Source organism: Amycolatopsis sp. NPDC058278 (genome assembly GCF_042881395.1).
Taxonomy (GTDB): domain Bacteria; phylum Actinomycetota; class Actinomycetes; order Mycobacteriales; family Pseudonocardiaceae; genus Amycolatopsis.
This window is the reverse complement of sequence record NZ_JBHVXZ010000175.1, coordinates 1-15,590: the sequence shown is the minus strand read 5'-3', so window position 1 is coordinate 15,590 and position 15,590 is coordinate 1. Positions and strand designations below refer to the sequence as shown.

Here is a 15,590-nt window from a genome sequence, read left to right as displayed (position 1 = left end):
GGCTCCGCGTTACGGGAGCCGGCGCGGCTCACCCCAGCCGTCAGCGCAGGGTCAGCGGCGTCTCCGATTCCACCCGGGTCAGCTTCTCCGGGTTCCGGACGAAATACAGCCCGCTGATCCGGCCGCCCTCCACGCGGACCGCCATGATCCCGTCGAACGAGCCGTCCACGTGCAGCGCCAACGCCGGGTTGCCGTTCACCGTCACCGGCACGCCGGTCAGTTCGATCTCCGCCTTGCCGATGCCGCCCACGATGAACCGGCTCACCTTGTCCGCGCCCGCGACCGGCCGCAGGGCCGCCTGCTTGACCCCGCCGCCGTCGCTCATCAGCACCACGTCCGGCGCCAGCAAATCCAGCAGCCCCTGCAGATCCCGGCCCTCGATGGCCCGCTGGAAGGACTCCAGCACCGCCCGGGTCTCGCGCGCCGAAACCACTTCGCGCGGACGTCGCGCGTCGACGTGCCGCCGCGCGCGGTGGGCGATCTGCCGGACCGCGGCCGGGGTCTTCCCCACCGCGGCCGCGATTTCGTCGTACCCGACGTCGAACACCTCGCGCAGCACGAACACCGCGCGTTCGGTCGGCGCCAGCGTCTCCAGGACCAGCATCAACGCCATCGAAACGCTTTCCGCGAGCTCGACGTCTTCGGCGACGTCCGGCGTCGTCAACAGCGGCTCCGGCAGCCACGGGCCGACGTACGCCTCCTTGCGCCGCTTCAGCGTGCGCAGCCGGTTGAGCGCCAGGCGGGTCGTGATGCGGACCAGGTACGCGCGCTCCTCACGCACCTCCGACTGGTCGACCTCGGCCCAGCGCAGCCACGTCTCCTGGAGGACGTCCTCCGCGTCGGCCGCCGAGCCGAGCATCTCGTAGGCGACGGTGAACAGCAGGTTCCGGTGCGCGACGAACGCTTCGGTCATGACCTCTCCTCCGCTCATGCCGGGGAGGGACCGAACCGGCCCCAGGCGACGAACGCCGCCACGGCCAGGTAGGCCAGGTTCAGCAGGGCGAACGCGGCGCTGCCGTGGCGGACGTGGGTGATCATCGCACCCACCATCAGCAGCACCCAGCAGACGGCGGTCACCGGCACCAGTACCGGCGCGATCCCGGTCGCGGCGGGCAGGACCAGGCCGATCGCGGCGAGCAGTTCGAGCACCCCGAGGCCTTTGACGAAGCCGGGAGCGGCGTCGGCGGTCCATTCCCCGCCCGGCGCGGCCGCCAGCTTCTCCGGGCGCACGAACACTTTGCTGACGCCTCCGGTCAGGGCCACGACGGCGAGCAGGCCGGCCGCGATCCACAGTGCCAGATCCATGACGTTCTCCTCTCGAACGGTGTCCGGCCTCAAGACACCGCCCGGCGGAAACTTGTGACAGCGTTGATTCTGTACCTACTAGTATGTACAGTCGAGCCCCATGGGAACCCGGGACCAGCTCGTCGACAGCGCCCGCGAACTGCTGTGGGAACGCGGCTACGTCGGCACCAGCCCCAAGGCCATCCAGCAGCGGGCAGGCGCCGGCCAGGGCAGCATGTACCACCACTTCGCCGGCAAGAAGGACCTCGCGCTGGCCGCCGTCCGGCGCAGCGCCGAGGAACTGCTGGCCGCCGCCGACGCGCAGCTGCGCTCGCCCGGCACCGCCGTCGAGCGCATCACCGCCTACCTGCGGCGCGAGCGCGAAGTGCTCAGGGGCTGCCCCATCGGCCGGCTCACCCAGGACCCCGACGTCGTCGCCGACCCGGTCCTGCGGGCCCCGGTGGACGAGACCTTCACGCACCTGCGCGCCCGGCTGGCCGAGGTTCTCGGCGAAGGCCGCGACGCCGGTGAGCTGCCCGCCGCCCTGGAGCCTGCCGCCCTCGCCGCCACGATCGTCGCGGTCCTGCAGGGCGGCTACGTGCTGGCCCGCGCCGCGAACTCCCCCGAGCCGTTCGACCAGGCCGTCTCCGGCGTGCTCGCACTGCTCACCGCCCACTGACCCCCAGGAGACGCCAAGTGCACGTCCGCCACGTCCCGGCCACCAGCACCGCCGCCCCCGCCGACGCCGTCACCGGCAGCGCGTGGATCACCTCGCTCGCGGTCCCGGAAGGGCCGTCCCGGACCCGCGTGGACCGCGTCCACTTCGCCCCCGGTGCCCGCACCCACTGGCACCGGCACCCGCTCGGCCAGGTCCTCGTCGTCACCGAGGGCACCGGCTACGTCCAGCGCCGCGGCGGCCCGGCCCGGCTGATCCGGCCGGGCGACACGGTCCGCGTCGCCGCCGGCGAGTGGCACTGGCACGGCGCCACCGACACGACGCCGCTGACCCACCTGGCGATCGAGGAACTCCCCGCCGACGGCACCCCGACCGAGGTCGGCGACCCGGCCGGTGAAGGCGAACCCGCCGTCGTCCCGCCCGTCACCCGCACGCTCCTGCTGGACCAGCGGCTCCCGGCACCCCGCGTGATCGACCACGTCGAGGTCCGCCGCATCACCATCGCGCCGGACGAACACCCCGGCCTGCACGTCCACAACGGACCGGTGTTCGGCAGCATCGAGACGGGCTCGGTCGTTTACCAGGTCGACGGCGAGCCCGAATCCGTGCTGACGCCCGGCGACGTCTTCTACGAGCCGGAATCGACCCGGATCGCCCGGTTCGACGCCCGGGGCGACGGCGTCACGTTCCTCGCCTACTTCCCCGTCGGCCCAGGCGAAACGCCGAGCCTGACCCTGCTCGGCAGCTGACCCCGCACTCCACGCCTCACCTGGGTACACGGCTCCCGGTTCAGTGCGGTTCACTACATTTCCGAACTCTTTCCTCACGCGACAAAGCTCTGGACAACGGGCCGCGCGCGGGTCACGATTACGCCGTGCCCGCCCTTCGTTGATCCATCGGAAAGAATCGGTTAACTCTTCACAGGGCGAGCATTGTTATCGCTAACAGAGAACGCCCCACTGGTGTCGGGCCAGTGGATTCTCTTCCCTTTGAACCCCATCGGAGTCACTTCATGCCCGGAAACACCGGAAAGCACCGCATCTCCCGACGCACCAAGATCGCCACCGGTGTCCTCGCGTTGGCCGTGGCCGCCGGCGGGATCGCGGTGTCGACGACGTTCGGCGACCCCGGCCAGGCCAGCGCCGACGAGGCCGACCCGGCGCTCTACATCGACATCCTCAAGGTCGCCCCGAACAACGCCGAGCCCGCCAACGCCCGCGGCGCATCCACCGGCACTTTCACCGTGGACTGCGGCCGCAACGAAAACCAGCACTTCAACCCCGACAACTTCGTCGCCCAGCCCGGCATCCGCAACGGCGCCCAGCACCTGCACGACTACGTCGGCAACCTCTCCTCCAACGCGGACTCGAACAACAAGAGCCTCGACGCCGCCGGGACCACCTGCAAAAACGGGGACAAATCCGCCTATTTCTGGCCCGTCGTCCGCATCGACACCGGCGACGAAGAGAAGAACCCGCCGGCCAAGTCCCCGGACGGCGACCGCGACCAGGCAGCCCAGGACGCCGCCTCCCCGGTGATCACCTGCCCGGACGTCGCCAGCAAGCTCCCCGACGTCCCCGACTCGGCGATGGCCGAGGTGAACCGCAACCTGGACCTGCTCGACACGCAGATCGATGAAGCCAACAAGCGGCTGATCAGCACTCGCGGCCAGGGCGGCCCGAACTTCGTGCAGAACGCCATCCTCGGCCCGCTCAAGGACAAGCGCGTCGCCACCATCGACCGGATGGCCATCGCCATCGGCCGCACCGCCGCCAAGCCACAGGGCCTCGACGCCCTCGCCCCTTGCGCGCTCAAGGAGCAGGCCGGCACCGGCGGCAACCCCGTGAGCAACGGCGGTGGCGCCCCCGCCGGCGCGGCGCAGCAGATCACCTGCCCGGACGTCGCGAGCAAGCTCCCCGCCGTCCCGGCGTCGGCCAAGGCCGAAGTGGACCGCAACCTGCAGCTGCTGAACACGCAGATCCAGGAGGCGAACCAGCGGCTCGTCAGCACCCAGGGCCAGGGTGGTCCGAACTTCGTCCAGAACGCCATCCTCGGCCCGCTCAAGGACAAGCGCGTCGCCACCATCGACCGGATGGCCATCGCCATCGGCCGGACCGCCGCGCGGCCCCAGGGGCTCGACGCCCTCGCCCCCTGCAGCCTCGGCCAGGGCGGCAACAACGGCGGCAACAACGGGAACAACGGCGGTGCGACGGCGACACCGCCGCTGCCCGGCCCGGACGCCAACAACGAGCTGCCGGAGAACGACGGCGAGATCCAGCGACCGGCGAAGGTCGGGATCACCTTCCGCGGCAGCGCGGCCGGCCAGGTCGTCGCGATGCCGAAGTTCCTGCGCGCCCTCACCGGTGACGCCAAACCGTCCATCAACGGCGCCAAGAACACCCGCGCGGCGTGGACCTGCACCGGCTTCGAAAACCGGCTGACCGACAAGTACCCGATCTGCCCCCAGGGCAGCAAGGTCGAGCGGATCCACAACTTCCCCAGCTGCTGGGACGGCAAGAACACCGACAGCGCCAACCACCGCACGCACATCGTCTTCCCCGACAAGAACGGCCGCTGCGGAGCCGGCTTCAAGGCGGTGCCGCAGCTGCGGATCACGCTCGTCTACGACATCCCGCACGACATCCAGGTCAAGAAGCAGTACAAAGTGGACTCGTTCCCGTCCGAAAAGCACAACCCCCTGTCGGACCACGACGACTTCGCCAACGTGATGTCGCAGAGCATCATGAACCAGGTCGTCAACTGCATCAACCGCAACAAGACCTGCAACGCCTGACCTGGGCGCCCGGCACGGGTGCCCGCCGCCGCCATCCCCGCGGCGGGCACCCGTGAGGAGCCTTCGATGACGGTCCCGATCGTTCCGGGATTCCACCCCGACCCGTCGATCTGCCGGGTCGGCAGCACGTACTACCTGGCGAATTCGAGCTTCGAGTACGTGCCGGGCGTCCCGATCCGGCGCAGCACCGACCTCGTCTCCTGGGAGCTCGTGGGCCACGCACTGACCCGGCCGAGCCAGCTGCCGCCGAGCGGGGGCGCCGCGAACACCGGCATCTACGCGCCGACCCTGCGGCACCACGACGGCCGGTTCCACCTCGTCACCACGAACATCCTCGAAGCCGGCCGGGGGCAGCTGATCGTGACCGCCGAGGACCCGGCCGGGCCGTGGTCCGACCCGGTGCACGTGCCCGGCACCGACGGCATCGACCCGGACCTCTGCTGGGACGAGGCCGGCGTCTGCCACCTCACGTGGGCGTCGTTCCGGCCGGAGCTGCCGGGCATCGCGAGCGTGCCGATCGACCCGGCCACCGGCGCGGTGCTCGGCGAGCCGCGGCTGCTGTGGAACGGCACCGGCCTGGCGGCGCCGGAGGGCCCGCACCTCTACCGCGTCGACGGCTGGTGGTACCTGCTGCTCGCCGAAGGCGGCACCGAACGCGGCCACGCCGTCACCGTCGCGCGCGCCCGCGCCTTGGCGGGCCCGTACGAACCGGCGCCCACGAACCCGATCCTGACCCACCGCAGCACGACGCACCCGGTGCAGAACACCGGGCACGCCGACCTGGTCGAGTGCGCCGACGGGAGCTGGGCGATGGTCCACCTGGGCGTCCGGCCCCGCGGCAAGACGCCCCAGTTCCACGTCAACGGCCGCGAAACCTTCCTGGCCGGCGTGGACTGGGTCGACGGCTGGCCGGTGGTGGCCGAGGACCGGTACCCGGTCCCGCCGGCGGACAACAGCTTCACGGACGGCTTCGCGAGCGCCGGGCTGCACCCGCGCTGGGTGGCCCCGGGCGCGGCTCCCCGCACCCACTGGGCCGGACCCGGTGAGCTGGTCCTCAGTGGATTCCTGCTGACCCGCGCCCTGGACGAGTACTGGACGGCGGTGGCGCGCCTCGACGTTTCCGCCGGCGAGGCCGCGTTCGTGGTGCGCATCGACGACCGGCACTGGTACGGGCTCACCGCGGACGGCGCCACGGTCACGGCGACGGTCGCGATCGGTCCCGCCCGCGCCGTGGTCACGACCGTCGCCGCCGGTTCCGTCGTCTCGCTGCGGATCCGGGCTCTGCGGCCGCCCGTTTCCGGTCCGTTCCAGGAGATCACCGAGCCGGACCTCATCGAGCTTTCCGTTCTGGACGACGACGGCCGGGCGGAGGTGCTGGGCTCGTTCGACGGACGCTACCTGTCCACGGAGGTCGCGGCCGGCTTCACGGGCCGCATGATCGGCGTGGAAGCCCGCGGCGGAACCGTGTCCCTGCGGGAGTTCCGGTACTCGACCGACCGGGAGGAAGATCGGCCGCGTTCCTGAGCGCCGGTCGGCCGGCGTCACCCCAGCTCGGCCGCCTTGCGCAGCAGGACCGAACGTTCCCGCTCGTTGGCGCACAGCCGGGCGGCCAGCTCCAGCTCGGCGCGCGCTTCCGGGCGCCGGCCGAGGCGGGTCAGCAGTTCGCCGCGCACGGTCGGGACCAGGTGCGAACCGGAGAGCCGGTCGGCGACGACCAGTTCGTCCACGATGGCCAGGGCCTGCTCCGGCCCCGAAGCCATCGCCACGGCGACGGCCCGGTTGAGCTCGACGACCGGCGAGGGCGCGACCCGGCCCAACGCCTCGTAGAGCAGCACGATCCGCTCCCAGTCGGTCGCCTCGACCGAAGGCGCCGCCGCGTGCGTGGCCGCGATCGCGGCCTGCAGCCCGTACGGGCCGAGGCCGCCGCCCGCCGAGGCCCTGGCCAGCGCGGTCACCCCGCGGTGGATCGCCGAGACGTCCCACCGGTGCCGGTCCTGGTCCTCGAGCAGGACCGGCGAACCGTCCGGCGCGGTCCGGGCCGGGAAGCGCGCGGCCGTCAGCTCGCACAGGGCGAGCAGGCCGTGCACCTCCGGCTCGTCCGGCAGCAACGCGGCCAGCGTGCGGGCCAGCCGGATCGCCTCGTACGCGACCTCCGGGCGCACCAGCCGGTCACCCGCAGTCGCCGTCGAACCCTCGGTGAAGATCACGTAGAGGACGCTGAGCACACCGCCCAGCCGCTCCCGGCGCTCGGCGGGCGGCGGCAGCTCGAACGGCACCCCGGCCGCCGCGATCGTCTTCTTGCCGCGGGTGATGCGGGCCTGCACGGTCGGCACCGGCACCAGGAACGCCCGGGCGATCTCCTGGCTCGACAGGCCGGCGACGACCCGCAGGGTCAGCGCCACCCGCGCCTCGGGCGAGAGCACCGGGTGGCAGCTGACGAACATCAGTGCCAGCACGTCGTCGTCGATCCGGTCGGGGTCGACGTCGTCACCGGCCACCGGCCCGGCCATCGCGCCGACGGCCGGATCCGTCGCCAGCACGGCGTACCGGTCCCGGAGGGCGACCCGGCGGCGGATCGCGTCGATCGCCCGCCGCCGCGCGGTGGCCATCAGCCAGCCGGCCGGATCGGACGGCGGGTCGAGCGGCCACGACACCAGCGCCTCGGCCACCGCCTCCTGAGCCGCGTCCTCGGCCAGCCCGAAATCCCCGGTGAACCGGGTCAGCGCGGCCACGATCCGCGCCGACTCGATCCGCCAGACGGCTTCCACATCGGAGGTGCTCATCGGATCAGTTCGGGGTCTCGTCGCTGCCGGGCACCCGCCGCACCTCGACCTTGGCCCCGGGAGCCGCGGGCACCCGCTTGGCCCACTCGATCGCCTCTTCCTTCGAGGCGACGTCGATCAGGAAGAACCCGCCGAAGAGTTCCTTGGTCTCCCCGTAGGGCCCATCGGTGACCACGGGTGCCTCACCGCCGAAGTCGACGACGACGCCCTTGGCGGGGTCGTCCAGCCCTTCGGCCGCCACGTAGACACCGGCCTTGAACAGGTCGTCGATGAACTGGCGGCTGGTGGCCATCATCTCGTCGATGTTCGCCATCATGGCGGCGTTCGACTCGTCGGTGCCCCGCATGATCAGCATGTACTTCGACATCTCGGTCTCCTCGTCCGGCGGGCCGGCTCCCGGCCCGTGCGCCCTCTGGTCGAACGGGCGGCTCGCGGATCGACACGCCCCCGGAGATATTTTCCCGCACCCCGGCGTCGCCCCCGGAGGAGCTGCCTGGGCCGGCCGAAGCCGCGGTTGGCGCCGGTGACGCGGACGGTACTCGCCTCCCTCGGTTCTACCGCGCGAGGAATTCCAGGGTCTTCTCGACGAACTGGGCGTGGAACTGGAAGATGCCGCCGTGGCCGGCGTCGGGGTAGATCACCAGTTCGCTGTCCGGCAGCCGCCGGGCCAGGTCGTGGGTGTTCTTCGTCGGCACCATCCGGTCTTGGTCACCGTTGGCGACCAGCACGGGCTGGTGGACGACGGAGAGATCGGACGGCTTTTCCAGGCCCCAGCGGTGGATGGCCTTGAGCTGGGCGGCGTAGGCGGTCAGCGCGATCGGCTTGTCCCGGTGGTTCTTGCGTTCCTTCAAGCGCGCCAGGAACTCCTTGCCCGCCCGCTTCCCGTTCGGCGTCCGGGTGAAGAAGAGGAACTGCTTCGGGTCTTGGAGGGTCAGCAGCGCCCGGACGGTGTCGAGGTGCGAAATCCTGGTCACGTTCTTGATGCCCTCGCCCCCGGCGGGGCCCGTGCCGGCGATGATCAGCTTGCGGACCAGTTCCGGTTCGGTCTGGGCGATCACCTGGGCGATCATGCCGCCCATCGAGAAGCCGAAGAGGTCGACCTTCGTCAGGCCGAGCGCGCGGATGAAGGTGACGGCGTCGGCCGCCATCGCCTGGATCGACTTCGGGGTGGTGCCGGTGGTGGCGCCCACGCCGCGGTTGTCGAAAGCGATGACCCGGTGCTGCGCGGCGATGCCGTCGACCACGCGCGGGTCCCCGTTGCCGAGGACCGCGGCCAGGTGCGTCAGGAAGACCACCGGGACACCGGTCTTCGGCCCGAGTTCGCGGTAGGCGAAGTCGACGCCGCCGGCGGAGACGGTGTGGGTCGGCGCCCGCTACGGGAAGAACGGCAACGAACGCCGGGCCGGAGCCCACGATCGGCGACCACGAGGACGACCTGGTCCTCAAACCGAAGCGCCTCACGATGGAGGAAGCCGCTTCCGTGCCGCTCGCCGGCCTGGGAAGGTCTTCATCCAGGCGGGTTCCGGCGGGGTGGAAACGTTCGCGATCCAGCCGGCGAAGCACCTCGGCGCAACGGTGGCCATGGGACGGGGAGATCTGTTTGATTCGCCGGCGTACTGGCGACCACGGGGTACGGGTGCAGTCACGATATCGGGTTTCACGCCGGGTCGGTTTTCCTGGCGTGCCGGGATTTGCTCGCGACCCGCAGTCGTCGGAGTAGTCAGGCCGCCATTGCAGCGACCGTGGGACAGCGCGTGGCGCTTCAGGGCGAGGGCGTGGACGGCCGCCGATGCAGGAGGTCGAACCGCGACCACATCGCCTCCGCGGCCTCGATGGACTCGCTCGTCCGCGCCGGGTCGACCGCCGCCAGCTGGGCCACGATCGCCTGGACCAGCGCCATGCCCGCGGTCAGCGACGGGAAGAACGTCACGCCCTCCGCCGGCACCATCAACACCTGCTCCACCGCGCCCGCCAGGGCCGGGCTCGCCGCGTCCGTCACGGCGAACACCCGTGCGCCTCGGCTCTTCGCCTCGTTCGCCGCCAGGACCGTGCTCTCGTACAGGCGCCAGAAGCTGATCGCCACCAGCACGTCGTCCGAGGTCAGCTTCGCCGTCTGGTTCGCCAGTTCCGCGTCGCCCGCCGTCACCGCGTGGACGTCGTAACCCGCGAGACGCGCGTTGTGCGCGAAGGCGATGCCGACCGCCGCGTAGCTGCCGTCGGCGATCACCAGCGTCCGGCGGGCCGCCGCGATCGCGCGCGCGACCTCGCGGAGGACCCCTTCGTCGAACCGCCGGTTCAGCAGAGCCAGGCTGTCGAGGTCCCGGCGCAGCGACTCCGACCCCGGCGAGTCGACGCCGCGGTGCTCCTCGGCGACCTGCGGCGCGCTCAGCGACGACATGTACCGGGCCCGCAGCTCCTGCTGCAACGCGGGCCAGCCGGCGAAGCCCAGCGCCTGCGCCGTGCGCGTCACCGTCGCCACGTTGACGCCGGCCAGCTGCGCCAGCTCGGCCGTCGAACCGAACGACGCCCGCCTCGGCTGGGACACCAGCACCTCCAGCACGGCGGCCGACTTCGGCCGCAGCCCGCGCTCGGGCAGCCGGTCACGCAGCCACGCCTCGAAACCGTCGTCGGCTTCCGCCACTTCATCCCCTCCCTCGGATCACGTAGACCGTAACGCAGAGAGGCGGACTTGCAACAAACATTGCAAAACTATGAAAACGCAGTATACGTTGTCCGCAGTCCCCGGCGCCCGGACACGGAAGGCGTTCCCCCATGACCCTGCTGGCACGACTGGATCGGCTCCCGCTGAGCCGGCCCCACTACAAGCTGCTGCTCATCGGCGGGCTCGGCTACACCTTCGACGGCATGGACTCGGCGGTCGTCGCCTTCCTGCTGCCCAGCGCCAAGGCCGTCTGGCACCTCGACAACGGCCAGCTGGGCCTGATCGGCTCCGCGACGCCGTTCGGCTTCCTCTTCGGCGCGATCGCGGCCGGCCTGCTCGGCGACCGCATCGGCCGCAAGAAGGTCATGATGTACGCGCTGGCCTTCTACGCGCTGTTCTCCGTCGTCGCGTCCTTCTCGCCCAGCTACGAAGTGTTCCTCGGCGCCCGCGTGCTGGCCGGGGCGGGCGCCGGCGCGGAAAGCGCCATCATCGCGCCGTTCCTGGCCGAGTTCGTGCCCGCCAAGCGGCGCGGCTGGTTCGTCGGCGCGCTCGCCGGCTTCTTCTCCTTCGGCTTCGTCGCGGCCGCGCTGATCGGGCGGTTCGTCGTGCCGTCCTTCGACGAAGGCTGGCGGATCGCGCAGCTCGTCACCGCGCTCCCGATCGTGATGTTGCTGTGGTGGCGGCGATCCCTGCCCGAGTCGCCGAGGTTCCTGCTCGCCCAGGGGCGGTCCACCGAAGCCGAAAGCGTCGTCGCCAAGATGGAAAGCGACGTCGAGAAGGCCACCGGCACGACGCTCCCACCGGTGCCGCCCGCCGACGCCCAGCCCGCCACCGAGACCCCGAAGGTCAACCTCTTCAGCGCGCTGAAGTTCCTGTGGAGCCCCGCGATGCGCCGCCGGACGGCGGTGATCTGGACCGTCTGGTTCGTGATCACGTTCTCCTACTACGGCTTCTTCTCGTGGATTCCCACGCTGCTCGTCGAACGCGGCATCACCGTCACGAAGAGCTTCGAGTTCTCGATCATCATCTACCTGGCCCAGGTGCCCGGGTACTTCTCCGCCGCGTGGCTGTCCGAACGGCTCGACCGCAAGCACACCATCGCGCTGTACCTCGCGGGCTCGGCCGTGAGCGCGTTCTGGCTGAGCCAGACGAGTGCCCCGTGGTCGATCACCCTCGCCGGCGCGGTGCTGTCGTTCTTCCTGAACGGCACCTACGCCGGGGTGTACTCCTACACGCCCGAGGTGTTCCCGACCTGGATCCGCGCCAGCGGCACCGGCCTGTCCAGCGCGTTCGGCCGAGTCGGCAGCATCCTCGCGCCGACGATCATCGGCCTGTCCGCGGCGAGCCTCGGGTTCGCCGGCGTCTTCGGCCTCACGACGGCCGTCCTCGCGGCGGGCGTGCTCTGCGTGCTCGTCTTCGGCCTGTCCACCGCGGGCCGGTCACTGGAAGAACTGACCGAACACGGCGCGCCGATGGCCGCCGCGAAGGAGATGACGAAGTGAGTCTGTCCACTGTGGAGGAACGGGTGCGCGACACGATCGGTGTGCGGCTGTTCACGGTGCTCGCCTGGGTGCCGGAGCGGAAGGCGTTGCGGCGGGTGCACAGCAGCCACCCGGCGGAGTACCCGGTGGGCGGGGAGAAGACCGTCGAAGTCGCGGCCGGCTGGCTCGAGAAGTGCATCACCGCACAGCAGCCCTGCTTCGGGCCGGATCGCGCGGCGGTGCGGGAGATCTTCGCCGACCACGACCTGATCGAAGGACTCGGCTGCGGCTCGATCATCAACGTCCCCGTGATCGCCGACGGCCGGACGCTCGGAGTGCTCAACATCCTCGACGCCGAAGGTACCTACGACGACAATGCGGTGGTGGTGGCCGAATCGCTCGCGCCGCTGGCCGTGTCCGCCCTGCTCGACCTGGAGAAGGAGAACCGGTGACCGGATCCCTGCTGCTGCGCAACGCCCGCCTGCTCGACCCGCTGACCGGCGAGTACACCGAAGGCGACCTGCGGTGTGATTCCGGCCGGATCGTGGAGGCGGGGCCCGGTCTCGCCGCGGCCGACGTGCGTTCGATCGACGTCCGGGGCGCGGTCGGGCTGCCGGGGCTGATCGACGCGCACGTACACGTCACGGCGTCGACCGCGGACCTGGGTTCGCTGCCGTCGTCGTCACCGTCCTACGTGGCCGCGCACGCCGCCCGCACGATGAGCCGGATGCTCGACCGCGGGTTCACCACGGTCCGCGACGCGTCGGGCGCCGACTACGGCCTCGCCGACGCCCAGGCGGAGGGGCTGTTCCGCGGTCCTCGGCTGCTGTTCTGCGGGCGCGCGCTGAGCCAGACCGGCGGCCACGGCGACAGCCGCACCCGCGGCACGCACGCGAAGGACGACCACCCGTGCTGCGCGGGCCTGGGCCGGGTGGCCGACGGCGTCGACGCGGTCCGCGCGGCCGCCCGCGACGAGCTGCGCAAGGGCGCCCACCACATCAAGGTGATGGCGTCGGGTGGTGTCGCGTCCCCGACCGACCGCATCGACTCGACGCAGTACTCGGCCGAGGAGCTGAGCGCGATCGTCGAGGAAGCGTCGGCGGCGAACCGGTATGTGGCGGCGCACGCGTACACCGCCCGAGCGGTCAATCGCGCTCTGGAACTGGGCGTCCGCTCCATCGAACACGGCAACCTGCTGGACGACCGGAGCGTTTCGCTGTTCCTCACCCACGAAGCGTTTCTGGTGCCGACGCTGGTGACGTACTGGGCGCTGAAGGAAGAGGGCCGCGAGCACGGGCTCCCGGAGTCGAGCTGGCGCAAGGTCGACGAGGTCCTCGGCGCGGGCCTGGCGGCCCTGGAGCGCGCGGCCCGCGGCGGCGTGAAGCTGGTGTACGGGACGGACCTGCTGGGCGGGATGCACCGCCACCAGAACCACGAGTTCCGGCTGCGCGGCGAAGTCCAGTCGCCGTTGGAGGTGATCCGCTCGGCAACGTCGACGGCGGCGGAGTTGCTGAACCTGACGGGCGAGATCGGGACCTTGGCCGTGGGCGCGCACGCGGACCTGCTGGTGGTGGACGGAGATCCCCTGGACGACCTCGGGGTTCTGGCGGAGCCGAAGCACTTCCGCCACATCATCCAGGGCGGTGCGGTGGTTTCCGGAACCTGAGGCCGGAGGCAGCCCGTCGACGGGCAACCGGGGCCGCCGCCGTCGGCATCCGGTGCACCTCGGAGACGAGAACCAGATCACATTCGCCGGCCTCGGCCAGCATATCCCTGATGCAGCAGATACTGTTCTGTCAGGTTGATGCTCACCGCCGTCGTCCGGCGGATCGGCGCTCCCTTCCCTGTCCACGACCAGAAAGGGTTGCCCCATGACCAGCCTTCCCAGCCGGCGGCGCTTCCTCGCGGCCGGAGCGGGTGCCGCGCTCGGCCTCAGCGCGCTCGGTGCCACCGCCGCCGCGGCCGCTCCCACCGACTCGTCGCGCGGCTCCGGCCCGGAGGAGACCAGGACCCTCGACGAGCTGTATCGGGACGCTCTCGCCGAGGGCGGCAAGCTCGTGGTCTACGCGGGCGGAGACCTCGCCGACTCGGGCAGCGGCGCGAGCGCGCGAACCGCCTTCCGCCAGCGGTTCCCGGCGATCGACCTCCAGCTGATCGTGGACTACAGCAAGTACCACGACGTCCGCGTGGACAACCAGCTGGCGACCGGCACCCTGGTCCCCGACGTCGTGCAGCTGCAGACGCTGCAGGACTTCACCCGCTGGAAGCGCGAGGGCCGGCTGCTGCACTACAAGCCCGCCGGCTTCGGCAAGCTGTACAGCAAGTTCCGGGACCCGGACGGCGCCTGGATCGCCGGCATGGTCATCGCCTTCAGCTACCTGTACGACGTCGCAGCGGCCGGGGCCAACCCGCCGCGGACGCCGCTGGACCTGGTCGACCCGCGCTGGAAAGGCGCCGTCGCCTCGTCCTACCCGCACGACGACGACGCGGTGCTCTACCTCTACTCCCTCTACACCCAGACCTACGGCTGGGACTGGATCGCGCGCCTCGCCGCCCAGAACCCGCAGTTCGCCCGCGGCACCTTCTCGCCGGGCACCGCGATCACCAACAAGTCGGCGATCATCGGCATCGGCGCGGGCGGCAACCCCACCAGCACCGGCCCGGTCCGCATGGGACTTCCCGACGGGCACCCGTTCATGGCGTGGGGCCAGCGGATCGCGATCCTCAGGCAGGCCGCCAACCCGACCGCGGCCAAGCTGTACCTGAACTGGCAGCTGTCCACCGAACGCCAGACCTCCAACAGCTGGTCGGTACGCACGGACATCGCCCCGCCCGCCGGCCTGAAGCCGATCTGGGAGTACCCGAACGCCCATGTGGACGGTTTCCCCCGCTTCATGGAGGACCGCGCCAAGGTCGAACAGCTGAAGCAGACCTTCGCCCTGTACTTCGGCGAGGTCAAGGGCGACCCGACGCCCGGCTGGCCCGGCCTGCACCCCGGAGCATGACCCTCGCTGTCAGCGTCCCCACCCCGCAGGACCGGACCGGGCGCCTCCCGGTGCATGATCGAGGGATGGATGCCAGAAGTGAGGCCGGGCGAGCCGGGATCTCGACGGCGAAGGACGCCGCGGATCATGAACTGGTCGTCGCTTTCGGACGGCTGCAGGGAGCGGCCAACCGGTTCGAGTACGTACTGGGGCGGGCGATCGAGCAGGAGTGCGGGATCAGCCACCTTATGTTCGAAGTGCTGTTGATCCTCGGCCGGGCCGGCGACCCCGGGCTGTCGATGGGGGCGATCAGCCGCGAGCAGGTGCTCACCTCAGGTGGCGTGACCCGCCTGGTCGATCGGATGGCCGCCGCCGGTCTGGTCGAACGGACCGACGATCCCGACGACCGGCGAGGCCGGTTGGTGCGCCTGACCACACTGGGCGAGAAGAAGGCAGTACAGGCGGCACGGGTGCACGTGGCGAACATCGAGCAATACTTCCTCGCGCCCCTGCCCGCCTCCCACCGCCGACGCTTCATGGACGACCTGCGGATCCTCAGCCACGCGGCACGGGACATGGTGCCCCGCCTGCGCTGACTCGCACGACCGCCAGGGCGCCCGCGAGCACGTGGGCGCGGCGACCCTGTCCTCAGTGTTCATGGGACGGACCTCGCCTGCTGCCGCCGTTGCCGCGATCGAACCCTCGACCGCACCGCACCAGGAGAAGCAGGACCAAGAACGTCCCCGTGCCGGCGAGGACGAAGGTGGCGCGGGCGCCGGCCACGCCGACGAGGAACTGCCCAGCGCGTAGGCGAACGCGGCTCCCAGCCGTGCAGCGGTGCCGATGGTGCCGAACACCCGGCCGAGGAACGGGCGGGGCACGAGGTCCTGCACGACGGTGTCGTACCCGATGTTCTCCACGGCGTT

General features: G+C 71.1%; 16 protein-coding genes. 10 read left to right on the top strand and 6 right to left on the bottom strand.

Annotation, left to right across the window (positions count from 1 at the left end; all coding sequences use genetic code 11):
- Positions 1-40: 40 nt before the first annotated feature.
- Positions 41-913: an RNA polymerase sigma-70 factor gene (locus ACFVYA_RS46025; RefSeq protein WP_387054409.1), complete on the bottom strand. Its 873-nt coding sequence runs from the start codon at positions 911-913 to the stop codon at positions 41-43.
- A gap of 14 nt (positions 914-927) precedes the next feature.
- Positions 928-1,305 (bottom strand): DoxX family protein, encoded by a 378-nt coding sequence (locus ACFVYA_RS46020; RefSeq protein WP_387054407.1) that lies wholly within the window; start codon positions 1,303-1,305, stop codon positions 928-930.
- Positions 1,306-1,405: 100 nt separating this feature from the next.
- Between ACFVYA_RS46020 and ACFVYA_RS46015 the strand changes: the two genes are divergently transcribed.
- The 4 genes from ACFVYA_RS46015 (at position 1,406) to ACFVYA_RS46000 (ending at position 6,278) form a co-directional block, all read left to right on the top strand.
- Positions 1,406-1,963: a TetR/AcrR family transcriptional regulator gene (locus ACFVYA_RS46015; RefSeq protein ID WP_285993625.1), complete on the top strand. Its 558-nt coding sequence runs from the start codon at positions 1,406-1,408 to the stop codon at positions 1,961-1,963.
- Positions 1,964-1,980: 17 nt separating this feature from the next.
- Positions 1,981-2,709, top strand: a complete 729-nt coding sequence (locus tag ACFVYA_RS46010; protein ID WP_387054404.1) for a cupin domain-containing protein — start codon at positions 1,981-1,983, stop codon at positions 2,707-2,709.
- A 263-nt stretch (positions 2,710-2,972) separates the two neighbouring features.
- Positions 2,973-4,754, top strand: coding sequence for a DUF1996 domain-containing protein (locus ACFVYA_RS46005; protein WP_387054403.1), 1,782 nt, complete (start codon positions 2,973-2,975; stop codon positions 4,752-4,754).
- A gap of 66 nt (positions 4,755-4,820) precedes the next feature.
- On the top strand, positions 4,821-6,278 hold the full coding sequence (locus ACFVYA_RS46000; RefSeq protein ID WP_387054401.1) for a family 43 glycosylhydrolase: 1,458 nt from the start codon (positions 4,821-4,823) through the stop codon (positions 6,276-6,278).
- Between the two features lie 17 nt (positions 6,279-6,295).
- Here the strand turns inward: ACFVYA_RS46000 and ACFVYA_RS45995 are convergent, their stop codons facing one another.
- The 4 genes from ACFVYA_RS45995 to ACFVYA_RS45980 form a co-directional block, all read right to left on the bottom strand.
- Positions 6,296-7,537 carry an RNA polymerase sigma factor gene (locus tag ACFVYA_RS45995; RefSeq protein ID WP_387054399.1) on the bottom strand — a complete coding sequence of 414 codons (1,242 nt, stop codon included), beginning with the start codon at positions 7,535-7,537 and terminating at the stop codon, positions 6,296-6,298.
- Between the two features lie 4 nt (positions 7,538-7,541).
- Complete coding sequence (locus ACFVYA_RS45990) at positions 7,542-7,904, bottom strand: YciI family protein (RefSeq protein WP_285993630.1); 363 nt, start codon at positions 7,902-7,904, stop codon at positions 7,542-7,544.
- A 187-nt stretch (positions 7,905-8,091) separates the two neighbouring features.
- Positions 8,092-8,832, bottom strand: a complete 741-nt coding sequence (locus ACFVYA_RS45985) for an alpha/beta fold hydrolase (protein WP_387054397.1) — start codon at positions 8,830-8,832, stop codon at positions 8,092-8,094.
- A 467-nt stretch (positions 8,833-9,299) separates the two neighbouring features.
- Complete coding sequence (locus tag ACFVYA_RS45980; RefSeq protein WP_387054395.1) at positions 9,300-10,178, bottom strand: MurR/RpiR family transcriptional regulator; 879 nt, start codon at positions 10,176-10,178, stop codon at positions 9,300-9,302.
- Between the two features lie 131 nt (positions 10,179-10,309).
- Here ACFVYA_RS45980 and ACFVYA_RS45975 point away from each other — a divergent pair, with 131 nt between their 5' ends.
- The 6 genes from ACFVYA_RS45975 to ACFVYA_RS45950 all read left to right on the top strand — a co-directional run bounded on the left by ACFVYA_RS45975 (position 10,310) and on the right by ACFVYA_RS45950 (position 15,474).
- Positions 10,310-11,701 (top strand): MFS transporter, encoded by a 1,392-nt coding sequence (locus ACFVYA_RS45975; RefSeq protein ID WP_387054392.1) that lies wholly within the window; start codon positions 10,310-10,312, stop codon positions 11,699-11,701.
- A complete protein-coding gene (locus ACFVYA_RS45970) occupies positions 11,698-12,132 on the top strand; it encodes a GAF domain-containing protein (protein ID WP_387054390.1) in 435 nt (144 codons plus the stop codon). Before ACFVYA_RS45975 ends, ACFVYA_RS45970 begins: the two co-directional genes overlap by 4 nt.
- Positions 12,129-13,346 (top strand): amidohydrolase family protein, encoded by a 1,218-nt coding sequence (locus ACFVYA_RS45965; RefSeq protein WP_387054389.1) that lies wholly within the window; start codon positions 12,129-12,131, stop codon positions 13,344-13,346. The genes ACFVYA_RS45970 and ACFVYA_RS45965 overlap by 4 nt, the downstream gene beginning before the upstream one ends.
- Positions 13,347-13,551: 205 nt before the next feature.
- Positions 13,552-14,685: an ABC transporter substrate-binding protein gene (locus ACFVYA_RS45960; protein WP_387054387.1), complete on the top strand. Its 1,134-nt coding sequence runs from the start codon at positions 13,552-13,554 to the stop codon at positions 14,683-14,685.
- Between the two features lie 65 nt (positions 14,686-14,750).
- Positions 14,751-15,260, top strand: a complete 510-nt coding sequence (locus tag ACFVYA_RS45955) for a MarR family winged helix-turn-helix transcriptional regulator (protein ID WP_387054385.1) — start codon at positions 14,751-14,753, stop codon at positions 15,258-15,260.
- Between the two features lie 61 nt (positions 15,261-15,321).
- Positions 15,322-15,474 carry a hypothetical protein gene (locus ACFVYA_RS45950; RefSeq protein ID WP_387054383.1) on the top strand — a complete coding sequence of 51 codons (153 nt, stop codon included), beginning with the start codon at positions 15,322-15,324 and terminating at the stop codon, positions 15,472-15,474.
- Positions 15,475-15,590: the final 116 nt, after the last annotated feature.

Bases quoted from the DNA above. Each gene is read 5' to 3' on its own strand.
- ACFVYA_RS46025 (WP_387054409.1), bottom strand. From the start codon at position 913: ATGACCGAAGCGTTCGTCGCGCACCGGAACCTGCTGTTCACCGTCGCC.
- ACFVYA_RS46020 (WP_387054407.1), bottom strand. From the start codon at position 1,305: ATGGATCTGGCACTGTGGATCGCGGCCGGCCTGCTCGCCGTCGTGGCC.
- ACFVYA_RS46015 (WP_285993625.1), top strand. From the start codon at position 1,406: ATGGGAACCCGGGACCAGCTCGTCGACAGCGCCCGCGAACTGCTGTGG.
- ACFVYA_RS46005 (WP_387054403.1), top strand. From the start codon at position 2,973: ATGCCCGGAAACACCGGAAAGCACCGCATCTCCCGACGCACCAAGATC.
- ACFVYA_RS46000 (WP_387054401.1), top strand. From the start codon at position 4,821: ATGACGGTCCCGATCGTTCCGGGATTCCACCCCGACCCGTCGATCTGC.
- ACFVYA_RS45995 (WP_387054399.1), bottom strand. From the start codon at position 7,537: ATGAGCACCTCCGATGTGGAAGCCGTCTGGCGGATCGAGTCGGCGCGG.
- ACFVYA_RS45990 (WP_285993630.1), bottom strand. From the start codon at position 7,904: ATGTCGAAGTACATGCTGATCATGCGGGGCACCGACGAGTCGAACGCC.
- ACFVYA_RS45975 (WP_387054392.1), top strand. From the start codon at position 10,310: ATGACCCTGCTGGCACGACTGGATCGGCTCCCGCTGAGCCGGCCCCAC.
- ACFVYA_RS45960 (WP_387054387.1), top strand. From the start codon at position 13,552: ATGACCAGCCTTCCCAGCCGGCGGCGCTTCCTCGCGGCCGGAGCGGGT.
- ACFVYA_RS45955 (WP_387054385.1), top strand. From the start codon at position 14,751: ATGGATGCCAGAAGTGAGGCCGGGCGAGCCGGGATCTCGACGGCGAAG.
- ACFVYA_RS45950 (WP_387054383.1), top strand. From the start codon at position 15,322: ATGGGACGGACCTCGCCTGCTGCCGCCGTTGCCGCGATCGAACCCTCG.